Here is an 18,390-nt window from a genome sequence, read left to right as displayed (position 1 = left end):
GGCGGTCTTAGTTCAGGGCGTTGTTTTTGAGGGTATCCTGCGCGGCGGCCTTCTCGGCTTTGCGGGCGCGGCGGTCGGTGCGCACGGCCTGCTTCACTTCGGCGGGCGTCTTGGCAAACAGCTCCTGCAGGCTGTTGTAGTCGCGCTGGAAAATGAGCGAGGTGCCGGTGCGCGTGAATTGCCCGTCGATGTCTTCGTAGGCGTTGTTGCGGAAGGCACGCAGGCGCAAGCGGCCGTCGGGCAGAATGTTGTATTCGATGCTCACGTCGCCGGCAAACTGGCTGGCGGCCGAGGTGCCGCCGGCCGCTTGGTTGCCGTTGCCGCCGGCCAGCGGCACATCGGTACCCAGGCGCACGCTCAGCCGGTCGTTGAACAGCTGCCGGCGCACGGCCACGTTCAGGTCGGTCTGGTTGTACTGCTGCCCCGTGCCCGACACGGCGGCGTACGAATCGACGCCCAGCTCCAGGCCCAGCCCCGCGAGGTACTCGCCGGTGAGGCTGTTGAGCTGGTCGGTGAGTACCTGGCTGGCCGATCCACGCAACTGGTTTTCGACCAAGCCTCCCGGCGCGGCGGTGCTTTTCAGCGGGTTGTCGGCAATGAAGCGGTTGAGGGCCAGCAGGGCAAACACCTGCTTGTTCAGCTCGTTTTGCTCCGAGGGCTGGCGCAGCTGCTCCAGCTTGGCGCGCACCGGCTCGGCCACCGGGCTGGTGGTGGTTTCGGGCAGCCGGATGTCGAAGCCGATGGTCGGCTTGAGCAGCTCGTCGGTTACTTTCAGCAGCACCTCAAACGGCAGGCGGTTGCGAGACAGGTTGCTGATTTCCGAGCCCGCGTCGAGTTGGTTGGCAATGAGGTCGGCGGCCACGGCGCGCACCTTGTAAATGGCCGTTACGTTCACCTGCGCGTTAAAAGGGTCGCCGGTCCAAAGGATAAACGAGCCCGGCGCAATGTCGAATTTGCGCTCGGCCAAGTCGTAGAGCGAGAGTTCGTACTGGCCCTCGGTCACGCCCAGGCGGCCGGTCAGGGTTTGGGCGCCCCGCTCGTCGAGCACCGCGTTCAGGGTGCCTTCGGCGCGCACGCGCAGGTTGTCGCCGGCCGCTTCGTCGATGACGATGGTAAACGGCGTGCGGTCCGTCACCGTGATGTTGGCGCGCACGTCGTAGCCGGTGGCCACGGCCGCGCTGTCGATGTCCACCGTCTGCGCCAGCGCCGAGTCGACTTTGGGCGCGTCTTTGTCGATGAACACCACAATGCCTTCGCGCTCCACCGCCACGGGGTCGTCGGTGGGCACCACCACGGTCAGGTCCGAGCCGTCGGCCACGGTGGCGCGGGTGCGCACCGCCGGGCGCTGCAGGTTGCCGGTCACGCGGCTTTCCGAGTCCACGAACAACTTGCCGTAGTAAAGCGGGTTGTCGCGGCGGGTGCTTTGCACGGCCAGAAAGTTGGTGGTCGTGGCGTTCAGTTGCAGGCGGTATTGGCCCACCTGCGCCAGGTTGCGCGCCGGAATGATGTAGCCGTCGATCAGGGCTTTGTTGCCGAGTGAATCGAGAATGGCGAAGTTGTCGAAGTGCAGGCCCTGGTCGTTGAGCACCAGTTCGTCGTTGGCCAGCCGGAACGGCGCACCCAGCTGCGAGAGGGTAAAGCCGCCGTCCTGAAAGCGCACCGCGCCGCGCAACTGCGGCGAGGCCGCCGTGCCGGTTACCGTGAGCCGCCCGGTGAGGGCGCCGGTGGTTTCGCGAATTTGCCCGGCCGAGAACGGCTCAATGGTTTTCAGGTTCAGCCGCGCCAGGTCGGCTACCAGGTTGACGGTGCCGTTGGTCACGTAATAGCCGCCCACGCGCACGTCGTTGCCGTCGGGGCTGGTGAGCTGGCCGGTCACATCGAAGCGGTTGGCCACGTTGTTGACCACCTGCGCTTTCACGTCGCCGAGCGCGTATTTGTTGTAAGCCAGCTGGGTGAGGGCCAGATCGGCGGTGAAAGCCTGCCCGGTGCGGCCCAGGTTATAGGCCACGGCCTGCCCGTTGAGCGTGCCGCCGATGAGCGAGTCCTGCAGGCCGGCGGCGCGGCCGAGGGCATAGAGGTCGAAATTGCCGATTTGTACCTGCAGCGGGTTGCGGGCACCGGGCAGGGTTTGCAGGGCCAGAAACCGCTCGGCGCGGCCGGTGTGCGAGAGGCGCACGTTCTGGGCTTCGATGTTGCCGGTAGCGGGCGTGTAGCGCACGTAGTTGTTGGGCGCCACCACCCACTCGACCTTGTCTACCGACAGCTGCGGGGCGAAGCTGAACTGGTAGGTGGAGCCGCCGTTCAGCACCTGCAGCACGCCGCCCAAGCTCAGGCGCTCGGCCGAATCGGACTCGGCGATGCGCAGGCGCGTACCAATTTGGTTGTTGGCAATGCTGCCGGTCAGGCTGGGGTTGGGCACGCGCAAGGTCGTGTCCTGCCGCACTTGGTCGAGGGCGACGGAGTAGTCGAGCTTCTGGGCGTCGGAGCCCACGCGCAGCTTCAAGGAGTCGAAGGCAATGCCCTGGTAGCGCATAAAGGCCACGTCGGAGCGCACGGCCAGGCTGGCGGCGCGGCTGTCGAAGGCGCCGCTGGCTTTGAAGGGCGAAATGCGCGTGAGGCCGGTAACAAACTTGGGTAGCAGCCGCGCGCCCGACTGGGGCACGGTCACGTCGAAGGTAAAGTTGCGCGCCACCGACGAGGCGCGGTACTGCACGCCCGGCAGGTCGAAGTACCGGTCGATATGCTGCTGCAGGGCCGTGGCCATGTCGCCGAGGCGGGTGTTGCCGCGCACGGTGGCCTGCAGAATGCTCGACGTGAAATCGACCTCGGTGCGGCCCGGCACCTGCACGATGCGCGCATTCACCGAGTCGAGCGGAATGGCTTGGTTGTTCGACACGATGACGATGTTGTCGCCCGTGAGCGTGCCGTTGATGGTGTTCAGGTCGGAGCCCGAGAGGTTGGCGTCCAAATCACCCTGCACGCGCAGGTCGCCGCCCGAGTAGAAGCCCAGCGCGGTCAGGTTCAGGCTTTTCAGGTTGCCGCTGAAGGCGTACACCGGCGCGTTGGGGTTGCGCAAATCGATGTTGCCTTTAATAGCAAAGGCCGCGTTGGCGTCGCCGGTGCTGCGCGCGTCGATGGCGTACTGCTGGCCCGTGATGCCGACGGTGGCGTCGATGTTGCGGTAGGTGTAGGTGCCGTACCGGGCCCGGTCGAGGCGGGCCACCAGCTTGCCGCGCATGGTCGTGGGCTCGAAACCGGTACCCACGTAGGAGCCGCGGCCGGTTACGGGGCCAATGTCGGGCTGCTTGAGCAGGCGGCCGAGCTGGAAGTTCTGGAACGTGAAGCGCGCATCCACCGGCTCGCGGCCGGCGGGGCCGGGCCGCAGATTGGCCGCAATGGTAGCGCCGCCAAACGAGGTGTTGGCCTTCAGGTTCAGGGCGAGGTCGTTGGCGGTAGGCCGGCCGCGCACGGTGCCCGACAGCGTGGCGCGCTCGGGCAGTTCAATCACATCGGCGGGAATGAGGCCGGCGGGCAGCAGGTCGTTCAGGTCGCGCTTGGTGGTGGTCAGCTGGGCAATGCGCAGATCGGTGTAGAGGCGGCGGTCGGTGTTGGGCAGGCCCTGAATGCGGCCCGAGGCGCGCACCACGGTGTTGCGCAGCCCCACGATTTCCACATTGTTGAGCGCGAAGTTGTCGAGGCGGCCGTTCACCTGCCCGCTCAGCAGCACCGACTGGTTGGGGCCGCTGGTGAAGGGCTTTTCGGTAATGAGGTCGGGCGCCATGTACAGGATGTCGCGAAAGCCCAGGCGCACGTCCTGCAAATCGGCCTCCATGCGCATTTTGCCCAGCTGTTTCGTATCGGCCAGCATGCCCAGGGAATCGAAGCCAATGGCCAGCGTGCGGCGGATGCGGGTGTGGGGCGTGACGAGGTCGAGGTTGTCGAGGCGAATCTGCACCGAGTCGTACACCACATCGGCCTCGGCACGGTCGACGCGGAAGCCGCTTTTCTCGCGGCCCGCCAGCAGGTCGATGCGGCCGGTGGTGCGGTTGCTGGAGTAGCGCAGGTTACGGGTTTTCAGCGCCAGGTCCTCAAACAGCAGGTGGTTGTAGTCCATGGCCGGCAGGCGGGTGCGCTGCGGCTTTTCGTCGAGGTTGTCGAAGGTGAACTTCACGCCGCTTATGTCGGACTCGCGCAGCGTGAGGGCCCACGAGGTGGCCGCGCCGGTGGCCTGCGTCACGGCCGAATCAAGCTTGCGTACGGTTTCGGCGGGGTTCACCACGCGCTCGGTCACGGGCACCTGGGAATTCTGGGCGTAAGTCACCTCGGCGTCGCGCAGCACCAGCGTGTTCAGCCCGATGCGCTGCCGGATCAGGTCGATGTTGTCGGCCGTGACGGCGGCCTGCCCGATGCGCGTGCCGATGTACTGCTTGGCCACTTCGTTGCGGTAGCTGAGCGCCACGTTGTCGAGCGTGGCCTTGTCGAGGCCGAAGGTGAGGGTGAGCGGCTCGGCGGGCGTGTCGGGCGGCACCTTCGTCTGCACGATGTTGATGCCGGTGTTTTTGAGCGCCACGTTCTCGACGCGGTAGGTGCTTTTGTCCACGTCCACTTCGTTCATGGTCACGGCCAGGTCGCCCACGCGGGTGCGCACGTTCAGGCCGTCCACTTCGTCGGTGTAGGTCAGGCGCACGTTGGCGAGGTGCGCGTCGCCGATGTCGTATTTGAAGCCGCCGGTCGAGTCGGCGGGCGTTGCCGTGGCGGTGTCGCCGGTGGCAAAGGCGGCCAGAATGTAGTCGAAGTTGTAGGTCGAATCGGGCAGCGTGCGGGCAATGTTCACGGTGCCGTCGGTCAGCTCCACCGAGCTGACGTTGATTTCGGACTTGGCCAGCGCCCACAAATCGAGGCTCACGCCCAAATGCCCCACCGACACCAGCGTGTCGCCGTGCTGGTCTTCCAGGTACACGCGGTCGAGGGCCAGGCCGTGGCGCCAGTCGGTGCGAAACTTGCCGATGCGCACTTCGGTGCCGATTTTACCTTGCAGGTAGCCCGCAGCTTTGCGGGCGGCGTAGTCCTGCACCGAGGGGAATTGCAGCGCCACCACTACTCCCACCACCAACAGGACTACAAACGCCAATAGCCCGAGTACGACGTACAGGATGCGGCGTAGAGAAGTTGACACAACGAAAAATGGGTAAAGCGAGAGAAGGGGTCTGCCCAACCCAACGGAAAAAAGCCGCCGGGGGTTAGGCCAAGCCTGCCGGGCAGCCCGGCGGGAGTAGCGGCTGCAGGGGCCGACCAAGCCGGCTGCAAAAGCAGCGTTGCTGTCCCGCAGCCACCAATCGGCCGCCCGCCGCCGACGCTAAGCCGCGTCATTTGCGCTGTCTTATGCGGGCAAAGACCCAGGCTAAATACCACGTAGGAGCGCCCGAATCCGTCTCTTATCTGGCTTAAATTCTTTTTCTGATGTCGCAATCGTTTCCGGTTGCGCTCAAATTTGATTCCGGTTTCCGACCGTGTAGCTTCGGGTAATCTTTCGCCGCCCTTTCCCAGCGCTGCTGCGCCCCGGCGGGTTTTCCTGTAGCATATGCTCGTCCGTTTTCGCCTCCCGTACTTCACTTCCTGGGGTCAGCGCCTCGAAGTGCGCGGCGCCGGCGCCGCCCTCGGCGACTGGCACCCCGACCGTGCTTTACGCCTGACCTACGACCCGTCGTCCGGGTTTTGGGAGCAGGAAGTAGACGTGGCGGCCGATACCGCCGAGCTGCGCTACAAGTATGTGCTGGTCGACAACGGCGTGACGCACTGGGAAGGCGGCCCCGACCGCGTGGTGGCCCTCACCGGCGAGTCGTACGGCCGCGTGCTGCTCGACGAGTTCTGGCGCGTGCCGCAGCTGCCCGAGTACGAGCTGCTGACCAACGCTTTCACGCAGGCCATTTTCCGCCGCCCGGCCGAGTCGCCTTGCGGGCCGGGCACCGGCCGCGCGGCCCGCTCGCGCGCCGCCGATGCGGCCGTGCGCTTCTCCCTGGGCGCTCCGCGCGTGCAGCCCGGTCAGTGCCTGTGCATTCTGGGCTCCGACGAAGCCCTGGGGGCTTGGGACAACCGCAAAGCCCTCGTGCTGTCCGATGCCGATTTCCCGTACTGGTCGGCCGATGTGGCCTTGGTGACGCCCGACAAGCCGGTCCTTTACAAATACGGTTTCTGGGACCCGCAGGCAAAGCGCTGCATCGACCTCGAAGCCGGCCCCGACCGCGTGCTGCCGCCCCTCGGCCACCGCGACACCCTGCGCTGGCGCCACGACGAGCAGTTCCGGCAAACCGGCGGCCCCTGGCGCGGTGCGGGCGTGGCCCTGCCCGTGTTTGCCCTGCGCAGCCAGCAAGGCCTGGGCGTAGGTGAGTTTCCCGATCTGAACCTGCTGGTCGATTGGGCCGTGGAAGCGGGTCTGCAACTGGTGCAGGTGCTGCCCATCAACGACACCACGGCCACCCATACCTGGGTCGATTCGTACCCCTACGCTGCCATTTCGGTGTTTGCCCTGCACCCGCAGTACCTGCGCCTGCAGGACGTGGCCGAGCTGCAGGACCCAACCCTACGCGCCGAACTCGATCAACTCCGCGAGGAACTGAACGGCCGCGACTTTGTGGACTACGAGCCCGTGACCGAAGCTAAGTGGCGCTTCCTGCGGCACCTCTACCAGCAGGAAAAAGCCGCTTTCCTAGCCGATCCGGCTTACCAGCGGTTTTTCCAGGAGCAACAGGCGTGGCTGGCGCCCTACGCCGTGTTCAGCGGCCTGCGCGAGCGGTTCGGCACCGTGGATTTCCGCCAGTGGCCCGCCGCGTTTCAGCAACCCGGCGACTGGCTCCCGGCTCTGCTCGACCCCGCGCATTCCGAGTTCGACGAGTTCGGTCTGCACTTGTTCACGCAGTTTCACCTCGACAAGCAGCTCGTGGCCGCCGTCGACTACGCCCGCTCGAAAGGCGTGGTCCTGAAGGGCGACCTGCCCATTGGCATCTACCGCCACTCGGTGGAGGCCTGGACCCAGCCCGAGCTGTACCACCTCGATCAGCAAGCCGGCGCCCCGCCCGACGACTTCTCGGTAACGGGCCAGAACTGGCGCTTTCCGACCTACAACTGGGAGAAAATGGCCGAGGACAATTACGCCTGGTGGCGCCAGCGCCTCACGCACCTCAGCCGCTACTTTGATGCCCTGCGCATCGACCACATTCTGGGCTTCTTCCGCATCTGGGAAATTCCGGCCCACGCCGTTGAGGGCTTGCTGGGCCATTTCTCGCCCGCTCTGCCCCTGCACCGTCACGAGGTAGAGCAGCGCCTGGGCTGGTTCGACTACGACCGGCTGGCCAAGCCCTACATTCGCTGGCACATTCTGGAGGAGCTTTTTGGAGCCGCGGCCGGAGCCGTGCGCGACGAGTTCCTCGACGAAGGCAGCCACGGCGCGTTCCGCTTCCGCGAGTTCGTGGACACGCAGCGCAAAGTGGAGGCCGTGTTTGAGCAGCAGCTGACCGCTGCCCCCGCCGAGGAGCACGACCACCTCAAGCGCCTGCGCGAGGGCCTGTACCGCCTGCACACCGAAGTGCTTTTCGTGGAAGCCGACGGCTCCAACGGCGAGTACTGGCATCCGCGCATCACCGTAGACAAGTCCCGCACCTTCCGCGACCTGGACGACCAGTCGCGCCGCCGTATGCAGGACCTCTACGTGGACTTCTTCTTCCGTCGCCACGAGGATTTCTGGCGCGAGCAGGGCTTGGTGAAGCTGCCGGCCATTCGCTACGCCACCAACATGCTCATCTTCGGCGAAGACCTGGGCATGGTGCCCGCCTCGGTGCCCGGCGTGATGCGCCAGCTGGGTATGCTGGGCCTCAATATTCAGCGCATGCCCGCCGCCACCGGCATCGAATTCTCGCACCCTAACGACGCCGCGTACCTTTCCGTCGTCTCACCGTCGTGCCACGACATGAGCACCGTGCGCGGCTGGTGGGAAGAGGACCACGAGCGCACCCAACGCTTTTTCGAGCAGCTGCTGGGCCACGGCGGCCAGGCGGCCCCGTATTTCTGCGAGTCTTGGGCTTCCCGCGAAGTGGTAGTACAGCACCTTTATTCGCCGGCTATGTGGGCCATTTTCCCGCTGCAGGATCTGGTAGCCCTCAACGACCAATTGCGGCGCCAGAACCCACTCGATGAGCAGGTGAACGTACCCTCAAACCCCGAGCACTTCTGGAAGTATCGTTTCCACTTGCCTTTGGAACAGCTGGGCCAGGCCGAAGGCTTCAACCAACAAATCCACGACTTGGTGAAACAAAGCGGCCGGTAGGTCGGCAGTTTACTGACTGTTGTTAGGAAAGCGCGCTGCTAATCACGGCGCGCTTTTCTGTTCTTAATCTCGCAAGAATAGCCGCCAAATTTATTACAATAAAATTAAAGATTAATACTATGCATTATATGATTCTATTATACTGGTAAAGGCAAAACATTAATTGCGATAATGCAAAAAACGCCTTACTACGGTTGCTAGGCCCAATTTGATTCGTGTAACGATAATTTTACAAGCAAAAAAGTTATGGTACTAAATTAACTCGCTAATTTTGTACCGTTTGGCTTCTCCCAAGACTAGGCCATACGGATTTCAACGACGCGTTTTTCCATCCATCCACATACCACATGAACAAACCAGTACCCCTTCCGCGGGTTGCACCAGGCAACTCTTCGCGTAAGAACACATTTGGTCGCAGGAGTCGACTGATGCTGGGGTTGTTGCTTTGGCTAGGCATTGCCGGCACCGCCACGGCTGCTGCACCCACCGCCAACAACGATGCCGCTTCTACTGCCTACAACGCGGCCGTAAACGTTGATGTAACGGCCAACGATATCCGAAATGGTAACGGCAACCCTGGCAATGATATCGATGACACATCCGTAGCGTTGGTAGCAGGTTCCCAATCCGGCCTTGGCACCTTTAGTGTTAACGGAACGACCGGGATTGTTACGTTCACGCCTGTGGCGGGTACCGTTGTTGGTACCCCGGTTACCATTCGTTACACGGTTCAGGACAGGAACAATAACACCTCGAACCAGGCCACCATTACCATTACCGTTACCAACACGGCCCCGACGGCGGCAGCAAAAACGGCTTCGGTAGCTAGCTCGGCGGGCCGTACGCAGATAACGTCGCTGACGGCCACCGACCCGGAGGGCAACGCCACCGTCACGAATTATATCTTCACGGTACCTGCCAACACGCTCGGTTCCTTTTACACCCAGGCGACAGGCGGAACCGCGCTGTCAACGGGCGCCAACACCCTCAGCGCGGCTCAGGCTACCACGCTGTACTTCCAGCCGAACAACTCGGGCGGCGGCACCATCAACGCCTCGTACACGGCCCGTGACAACGCCAACCCCACGCTGACGTCGGCTTCGGTCAGCTACGTGCTTAGTGTAGTAGGTGCTCCCGTTGCTAACGACGACGTACAATCCGTTTCTTACAAAGCCGCAACGAACATCAACGTGCTGTCAAACGACGGCGGCGGCGGCCTCGACAACACCACCGTAACCCTGGTTCAAGGTGCTTCCACTGCTACCAGTGCCAACACTGCCGGGCTGCCCGGCACCAACAGCGCCGGTACGTTTACGGTATCGAACACGGGTGTGGTAACGTTTACGCCGGTAGGCAACTACACCGGTACTACGTCTATCAAGTACACCGTCAAAAACACGTTCAACCAAACGTCGAACCAAGGTACTATCACCCTCACGGTAGCCAACTCGGCTCCGGTAGCTGTGAACAACACGCTCACCAACTTCGGCCTGACGGCTCAGATCAGCGTGCTGGCTAACGATACCGACGCCGACGGCAACTCGTCCTTGAAGAAAAGCTCGGTGCTGCTGATTCGTGACCCTTCGGAGGGCAGCGACACCGGTACCAGCAGCATCCGCGGCACCAACAGCGGCGGCACGTTCTCGGTCGACAAAGAAGGTGTGGTAACCTTCGTTCCCCGCTACGGCTTCACGGGCACCACGGTAGTGCGCTACACGGTGAAAGACGAGTTGGGTTTGGTGTCCAACCAAGGCACCATCTCGGTAACCGTTGATAACGCAGCTCCGGTAGCTCAGAATGATGTGGTATACGCCAATGCCACGACGAAAGCGGCTATTCAGATCCGGATTCTGGGCAACGACACCGACGCCAACGGCGACTTGCGGGCCAATACCGTCAGCCTCACTCGCACCAGCGCCCTCAACGTGGGCACGTTTGCGGTAGACGCCACTACGGGTATTGTCACCTTCACGCCGGGCACCAACTTCACCACCAGCGTACCGGGTACGGCTACCTACACGGTGAAGGACGCCAACAACGCCACGTCGAACACGGCCACTATCACCGTCAATGGCTCCAACAGCACCGTAGACGTTGCGGCTTCGCTGAGCGGTCCGACCACGGCGCCGGCCGGCAGCTACGTGCTCTACACGCTCACGCTCTCCAACCTGAGCACTACCATCGAGGCCTCGGCCCAGGGCCGCATTGTGCTGCCCCCCAACCTGACGAGCGTTACGGCTTCGGACGACGCGGTATACGACCCCAATACGGGCTTGGTGCAGTTCCCGACGGGCAACCTCGGTACCAACGCCAGCCGTACGCACACCGTGCGTTTCCTGATGCCGGCCCTGTTCACGGTTAGTGCAGTGGGCTCGGGCGGCTCGACCAACACGGCCGACAACAGCTTTGCCAACAACGACGGCTCGGCCGCCAACGCCCAGGTGACGACCACCCCTTCGGCTTCGGCCGACGTGGCTGCCACCATTACGGGTCCGGCAGCTGCGGCTCCGGGTGCGCGCACCATCCTGAACATTGTAGCCAGCAACTACGGCCCCTCGGTAGCCCAAAACGTGGTGCTGACGGCAACGGTAAACAAGAACCTCGGCAACCCCGTGGTATCGGGCGGCGGTAGCTACAACCCCTCGACCGGCGTACTCACGTTCCCGGCTATTTCTTCGCTAGCCAGCGAAGAGTCCTCCGGGTTCACGTTCACCTTCGATGCCACCCAAGCCGGCCTGAACCCCATCGTGGGCAAGGTTACCTCGTCGTCGGATACGCCCGACCCCATTGCGGGCAACAACGACGGCACGGCGGGTTTCTCCAACGTGACGGTGAAGATCAGCAACACCGTTTCGACCCAGGCTTGCTTGGCCGAAACGACGACCGATCAGACGACGGCCACCGGCCAGCAGCCCAACTCGTACTATCGCGGCCTGAACACGGCCACGGCCAACACCACGACGCTTACCGTTGGCCCGGCCATGACCACCACCGGCAGCAGCAACATCGTCCCCGGCGACCTGATTCTGATCATGCAGATGCAGGGCGCTCAGATCGACAACTCCAACTCGACGGCTTACGGCGACGGTGCGGCTTCGAGCGACACCCCGGCCAACGGCACGCTGGGCACCAACCTGGTAGCCGGTCAGTACGAATACCGCTACGTAGCCGGTTCGTCGGCCACGGCCACCACGGCAGCCGGCGGTACGCTCACCCTGGCTTCGCCCCTCACCAACACCTACACCAACGCCGATGCTACGGCTACGAGCGGCCAGCTGCGCTACCAGGTAATTCGGGTACCGCGCTACCGCAACCTGACCCTGGGCGCCGACATTGTGGCCCCGAACTGGGACGGCCGCACCGGTGGCGTAGTGGTACTGGAAGTAAGCGGTACGCTTAACTTCAACGGCCGCACTATCGATGCCAGCGGCAAAGGCTTCCGCGGCGGCGCAGGCCGCCAGCTGACCCGCGCCAACGGCACGGGCACGCCCACCAACCAGGACTACGTAGCCGTGAGCGACGTGAACGTGCACGCGTCGAAAGGCGAAGGCATTGCCGGCACGCCGCGCTACGTGAACAACAACGGCGTACTGCAAGACAACACGGCTGAAGGCTACCCCGGTGGCAGCTACGGCCGTGGCGCCCCGGGCAACGCCGGTGGCGGCGGCACCGATGGTAGCGTAGCCGACAACCAGAACAACACGGGCGGCGGCGGCGGCGCCAACGGCGGCTTCGGCGGCCAGGGCGGCAACGCCTGGAACCTGGGCAACCCCACGGGCGGTAACGGCGGTGCGCCGTTCCTGCAGGCCAACGCCAGCCGCGTGGTACTGGGCGGTGGCGGCGGTGCCGGCACCACCAACAACGGCACCGGCGGCTCGGGCCAAGGTACGGCCGTCAATGCGGGCTTTAACTCCAGCGGTGTAGCCGGTGGCGGTATCGTCATCATCAACGCCGCCACGGTTTCGGGCACGGGCACCATCAACGTCAACGGCCTCAGCCAGACGTCTACCGTCGACAACGACGGCAGCGGCGGCGGCGGTGCCGGCGGCAGCGTGGTAATCCTCAGCAAATCGGCACTGAACAACATCACGGTGTTGGCCAACGGCGGCGACGGCGGCAGCAACAACCTCGCCCAAACGGCCCAGCACGGTCCCGGCGGCGGCGGTTCAGCCGGTGTAGTATTCGCCTCTTCGGCTCTGGGTGCAGCTACCGAGTTGCTGCCCGGCAACAACGGCCTTACAGGCAGCTCCAGCGGCACGGTTGCGTTTGGTTCTACGGACGGAACGCAGTTCGACGGCCTCACCCGCAGCAACATTGTGCAAGGCGACGTGCCGAACATTACCCAGGCCAGCAACTGCCAGGTAGCTCCGCTGCCAGTTACGCTGAAGTCCTTTGAGGCTACGGCCAAATCGGCTGACGCCTTCCTGACCTGGTCGACGGCTCAGGAGCTGAACAACGCCTACTTTGTGGTAGAGCGCAGCTTCGACGGCAAGCAGTTCGTGCAAATCGGGCAGAAGGAAGGCCACGGCACCACCAACACGGTGCAGAACTACACCTTCACCGATGCCAAGGTTTCGCAGCTCGGCTCGCAGGCATACTACCGCCTGCGCCAGGTAGACACCGACGGCAAAGCCTCGCTCACGTCGGTGCGCGTGGTTTCCTTCGGTGCCTCGGCCAAGCAAGTGGAACTCTCCCCGAACCCGGCGGCCGACGTTGTGTACGTTGATCTGTCGCCGCTGGCGGCTGGCTCGTACACGGCTACCATCACCGACATGACCGGCCGCAAGGTGCTGACGCAAGCCCTGGCTTGGGGCAACCACGCAGAGCTTTTCCTCGGCAAAGTAGCCCCCGGCGCCTACCTGATTGTGGTAACCGGCAACGACACCCGCGTGGTAAAACGCCTGATCAAGCGTTAATCCCGCAGCTTCGTCGCTCTTTCAAGCCCGACCGGCACCGGCCTCCAACCGGTTTCGGTCGGGCTTGATTTTTCATCCTGCTGTAGCCCACAAATTATCTTTTGCCTGTTACCGTTCGTGCCCTACCGAAGCTTTGAAGCAGGCACAAAAAAGGCCACCCGTATCGGGTGGCCTTTTTTGTGGCGGTTGCAGAACGTCTTACCGGAGCACCACGCGGTGGCTGCTCACCACTTGCCCGTTGCTGAGGCGCAGCAGGTATAACCCGGCCGCGTGGCCGTGCAAATCGAGGGGGTAGCTGCTGGTCCCGGCTTTCAGCTCGACCCGGTGCACCGGGCGGCCCAGCACATCCAGCACTTCCAGCGTGAGCGGACCCGTAGCCCCGCTGATGCTCAGGGTGAGGGCACCGGCCGTGGGGTTCGGGTATACATCGGTGCGCCAGGTGGCTTTGGCCGATGTGGTAGCCACGGTGCAGTTCACACCCACAAACTCATCAGCCCCGATGTCGGGCGTGGTCACGGAGCGGGCGTCGCCGTCAATATCGAGGCGCGGTCCGGGCAGGGGCAGGCCTTTGCCTTCGAGGCTGCAGTTGTTGGCAGCCGTCAGATGCAGGTCACCGTTGGTGGGTGCCACAAACACCGGCAGCACCGATACGCTGCGCTGATCGGCGGAGGTAGCCGTGCGCACGGCCGCTAGCGTGGGCAGGTCCACGTTGTTGATGCTGGCCAGCACCCCGCGGGCCCCGGTGGCCAGGTAGTCGTTGGCGTTGGAGGCGCTCAGCTGCGTGGCGGCACCCGCCACCAATAACGAATAGGCTTTGCCGCCAGTCGGCGTCACGTCGATGTTGTTGACCAGGATGTTATTGACCGCGCCCACGGTAGTCACCCCGGCATTCAGCAGCAGCGCCGCCGATACCGGCGTGGCACCGCCGCCTACGGTGCCGGTGAGGTACACCGAGTTGTGGGCAATGCTGTAGCCGCCGCCGCTAGCCGCTACAATGCCGTGGGGCGTAAACGACAGGCCGTCGTCGCCGAAGCTGCGCACGTTGCTGATCATGTTGCTCTCCACCAAAATGCCGGAGTTGGTATCCGAAGTGCCCAAGCGGATGCCAACGGCCCCGTAGGCCGTGGCAGCGGTGGTAGCCGAATGCAAGATGTAGGCAATGGCATTGCCGCGCACGGCTCCGTCGCGGGCTGTTCCACCCACCTGGATGCCCGAAATGCTGGGCGACACCGCCCGCGTAACGCCGGAAATGATATTGCCCACCACGTCGAAGTGCTGGCTGCTGAGCACTACCACGCCGGCCGAGCCCAGCGGGTCGGTAGCTGGCGCAATGGCACCCATTTCGTTGCTGAACACGCGCACCGAGTCGCAGTTGTTCTGCAGCTGCACGGCCACATTGGCGCGGCTGAATTTGCAGTTCTGCACCAAGCCCGCCACCACGCCGTCAAATGCTACGCCGTAGCCGGTGGTGGTGCTGCCAGCCTGCATTTCTACGCGGCGGAACGCCACGTTGCGGCCCGTGGCAAAAGCCACTCCGCTGGCAGCGCCGGTACCGTTGTTGCGCAGCAGCAGGCCGTAGCCGCTGCCGCCTACCCCGCTCACGTCTACGTAGCTGGCATTCACAATCAGCAGGGGCGTGGTGGCATTGCCTTCGAGGGTGGTGACGCGGGTAGCCACGGCCGGCTCGATGCGTACGGCATTGGGTGTGGCCGTGGGCGTGGGGCGCGTGCCGGGGTTGGCGTTGAGCGTAATCGGGTAGGTTTCGCTCGGGTACGAGGCGTCGATGAGGCGCAGCGTGACGCTACCGTTCAGCTGGCTGCGGTTCAAATCGGCTACGGCCGCCGTGAGGGTGGGGTAATCGGCAGCAGCCGACACGCCCACGGTCTTGATGCCGCTGATGAAACCCAGCACGCGGTAGGAGTTCGGCCGGCGCGGGGCACTGGTAATGGCCGCTACCGAGGTGGCCGCGAAGCCCGTGCCCGGCGAGGCACTCACGTTGGGCGGCGTCACCAAGTCCTGCGCCGTCACGAAGTACTGAATGGAGTCGCCGGCCACGGGAGCCGCGCGCAGCTTGCTCACATCGAGCGTGAAGCTGAAAGGCGACGCGGTGCCGGTGGCTTCGGTCCATTTCCAGCCGTTGCCGGTGGCGTCGTTGGGCACGTTGAAGGCGTTGGCGTCGGAGTTTTTCTTGTAGTAGAGGCGCGGCTTGGTGCCGGCCGCCACGTTCACGCCGCTCGGATCGGTGATGGTAACGGCGCTCAGCGTGCGGCTGGTAAAGGCCGAGGTGTTGCTCAGCGGCGCGTAGGCAATGCTTGGTCCGCTGGCATCCACGCCCTGGAAGGAGCCTTCGTCGGCGCCGAGGTCGGGGGCATTGGCGTTGCGCGTTTGGCCGTCGATGTCGGTGGGCACGGCGGTGCCGCCAATCAGGTTCACGCCGCCACTTTCAATCTGAGTGGGCACTGTGGGGCTGATGTGCAGGTCGCCGGTAGCGGCCGACACGAACGTCGGGTTTTCCGTCACCGCCGATTGATCGACCCCGGCCGGGGCGGCCAGCTGCTTGTAGTCGGCCAGCGTAACGGCCACGGCGGGCGTGGTGGCCACGCCGTAGAAAATCGGGTGCTCGGCCGAGGGCGAGGCGCTGTAGTACAGGTTGTTGTTGGAGCCGGCAAGGGTGGTGACGGTGGCCGTGGCTTTGAAGAAAGCTGCGCCTACGCCCCCGCCGCCCGGCGTCAGGCCGGTCACGCGGTTCACAAAGACGTTGTTGGCGAGGTAGCCCGGCGTATTGGCGCCCGACATGTAGAACGCTCCGCTTTTGTTGCTGGCCACAGTGGCCGCGTATTCCACCAGCACCGTGTTGTGGAACACGTTGTTGGTGGTGCCGCCGCGCAGGCTGAGCGCGCGCACGGCCGTGCCGGCGGTACTAGCCGGAGCCTGCACCCCGCTCACGAAGTTGTTGATGATGTAGTTGGTGGCGCCGCCGTTGATGTCGATGCCCACCGCGAAGGCCGTGGAGCCGGTGGCGCGGATGTCGTGCACGCGGTTGCGCAGCAGCGTATGGGTAGTGCCGCTGTTCACGTACAGCGCTTCTACAATGCCGCTGCCGGTGGCCCGGCTTAGGAAGTTGCTGAGGCGGTTGTCAATCATCTCGACGCTGTTGGGGGCGCCGCTGGAATAGATGCCGTATACTGAGCCCGGCCCCTGCACGTCGCTGATGTCCTGGCCGACGACTTTCGCCCGCTGCTGAAAGGTCAGGTACACCGCGTACACGATGGTGGTGGTCGGTGGTCCGCCCGTGGTGGGCAGGCCCAGCAGCGTCAGCGGGCTGCTGCCGCCGGCCAGATTCCCGATTTCGTTGTCGAGGTCGTTGGCGGCGGAGGTGGCGGCGAAGTAGTAGGCGCCGGTGCAGTTGCTGATGGCGTTGCTCAGGAACCGGTTGGCGTTGTTGCCGCCGTCGAGCAAATGCACGCCGTAGGTTTTGTTGGTGTTGGCGCGGTCCAGCACGATGGCGCAGGCCTGCACCAGATTGTTGGTGGCACCGCCCTTCAGCCATACGCCGTACTCGGTTTGGGCAACGCCCGTGTTAGCCGGGTTTTCGCGCAGCGTCAGGCTGTCGAGGCGCACGTAATCAGCCCCGTCGAGGGTCAGTACAGCATCGGCAGCGCCGGTGCCCACGGTTTGCAGCACGGGGTTGGCCCCGGCACCGCCTCGGGTAAACCGAATGCCGTTGGCGGCCGTGCCCGAGGCGGTAATGGCCGGAATGGCTTCGGTGAACGTGGTGCCGGCTTTCACCCGGAACGTAACACCGCCCGCGCCCACGCCGCCCGCGTTCAGCGCCGTTACGGCCGCCGATACGGTGGGGTAGTTGTTGGGGCCGGTACCACCCGGGTCGATGGTCTTGGTGCCCGAGAGCTGGGCCGTGGCGATGTGGCTCAGAGCCAGCGCCGCCAGTACTAAGTAAGGTTTTTTCATGGGCAGAAAAAAAGAAGTAGCTAGGCCTCAAGTACCGCAAATTCCCGCAGAGCTTCAACCAACACGGCCCCAACCGCGCTGGCCCGCTGCCGGCTAGCACGCCCGCCCAAACCAACTCCGCCGCAACCCCTCGCCGCGTTTGGGGGTTGAAGCAGCATCACCGCCCATCTACCCACTATGCCCGCTTCCGCCCGCCGTCCGTTCAAGCGCCCCCGTCACATTCCGCCCACCGACTACGAAGTGGTGGTAGTGGGCGCCGGGTGCGCCGGCCTAAGCGCGGCATTGGTACTGGGCCGCTGCCGCCGCCGGGTGCTGCTCTGCGACGGCGGCAAAACCCGCAACGCCCCCTCGCCCGCCGTGCACGGCTTCCTCTCGCGCGACGGCATCAAGCCGCAGGAGTTGCTGCGCCTGGGCCGCGAGCAGCTGCAGCCCTACACCACTGTAGAATCCCGCGAAGCCTGCGTCGCCCAAACCGAGCGCGACCCCGAAACTGGCAGCTTCCGCGTCACGCTCGACTCGGGCCGCTGCGTAACCACCCGCAAAATTCTGCTGGCTACGGGCATTGCCGATGTCTTGCCGCCCATTGAGGGCATGCGTGAGCTGTGGGGCGTGGGCGTGCTGCACTGCCCCTACTGCCACGGCTACGAAGTCAGCGACCAGCCGGTGGCGGTGTACGGCCGCAACAAGTCCGCCGCGGGGTTTGCGCTGCTCATCAGCCGCTGGTCGAAGGACGTGGTGGTGTGCACCGACGGCTGGACGGGCATGAGCGAGCATTCCCGCCACCGGCTCAAGCGCCACGGCATTGCCCTCTACGAGCAGCCGATCCGGCGCCTGGCTGGCCGCCGCGACGGCAGCCTGCGCCAGCTTGAGTTTGCCGACGGCTCCAGCCTGCCACGGCAGGCGCTCTTCATTCACCCTGATCAGCAGCAGCGCAGCAACATAGCCGACCAACTGGGCTGCCGCCGCCTGCAGCGCAGCGGTGCCGTGTGGGTCGACAAAAAGATTATGACCACCGTGCCCGGCGTGTACGCCGCCGGCGACACCACGCCCGCCGCCCAGCAGGCTCTGGTGGCGGCGGCCGAAGGCGCGCAGGCGGCCATCAGCATCAACGAGCAGCTCACCCGCGAAGAATGTTCGTAGCACGGTAAAACCTTGCCGAGCTGCCAAAACCGCCTTGCAACTTGC

Annotated in this window: 5 protein-coding genes; 3 read left to right on the top strand and 2 right to left on the bottom strand. The window is 64.4% G+C overall.

Going from position 1 to position 18,390, the window contains the following annotated elements:
* Positions 1–7: 7 nt before the first annotated feature.
* Positions 8–5,176 (bottom strand): translocation/assembly module TamB domain-containing protein, encoded by a 5,169-nt coding sequence (locus F0P96_RS08600; protein ID WP_151078456.1) that lies wholly within the window; start codon positions 5,174–5,176, stop codon positions 8–10.
* A gap of 405 nt (positions 5,177–5,581) precedes the next feature.
* Between F0P96_RS08600 and F0P96_RS08595 the strand changes: the two genes are divergently transcribed.
* Positions 5,582–8,320 (top strand): 4-alpha-glucanotransferase, encoded by a 2,739-nt coding sequence (locus F0P96_RS08595; protein WP_151078455.1) that lies wholly within the window; start codon positions 5,582–5,584, stop codon positions 8,318–8,320.
* Between the two features lie 437 nt (positions 8,321–8,757).
* A complete protein-coding gene (locus F0P96_RS08590; protein WP_160620277.1) occupies positions 8,758–13,236 on the top strand; it encodes an Ig-like domain-containing protein in 4,479 nt (1,492 codons plus the stop codon).
* Between the two features lie 198 nt (positions 13,237–13,434).
* Here F0P96_RS08590 and F0P96_RS08585 read toward each other — a convergent pair whose 3' ends face one another.
* Positions 13,435–17,205: a T9SS type A sorting domain-containing protein gene (locus F0P96_RS08585; protein ID WP_151078453.1), complete on the bottom strand. Its 3,771-nt coding sequence runs from the start codon at positions 17,203–17,205 to the stop codon at positions 13,435–13,437.
* Positions 17,206–17,382: 177 nt separating this feature from the next.
* On the opposite strand from F0P96_RS08585, the gene F0P96_RS08580 reads away from it, so the two are divergent.
* Positions 17,383–18,345 (top strand): NAD(P)/FAD-dependent oxidoreductase, encoded by a 963-nt coding sequence (locus F0P96_RS08580; protein WP_151078452.1) that lies wholly within the window; start codon positions 17,383–17,385, stop codon positions 18,343–18,345.
* Positions 18,346–18,390 lie beyond the last annotated feature (45 nt).

This window comes from Hymenobacter busanensis (assembly GCF_008727865.1).
Classification (GTDB): Bacteria; Bacteroidota; Bacteroidia; order Cytophagales; family Hymenobacteraceae; genus Solirubrum; species Solirubrum busanense.
The sequence above is the reverse complement of the archived record's forward strand: the minus strand, read 5'-3'. Positions and strand labels throughout refer to the sequence as shown.

Excerpts from the sequence above, each read along its gene's own strand:
- F0P96_RS08585 (WP_151078453.1), bottom strand. The coding sequence starts at position 17,205 with ATGAAAAAACCTTACTTAGTACTGGCGGCGCTGGCTCTGAGCCACATC.
- F0P96_RS08595 (WP_151078455.1), top strand. The coding sequence starts at position 5,582 with ATGCTCGTCCGTTTTCGCCTCCCGTACTTCACTTCCTGGGGTCAGCGC.
- F0P96_RS08580 (WP_151078452.1), top strand. The coding sequence starts at position 17,383 with ATGCCCGCTTCCGCCCGCCGTCCGTTCAAGCGCCCCCGTCACATTCCG.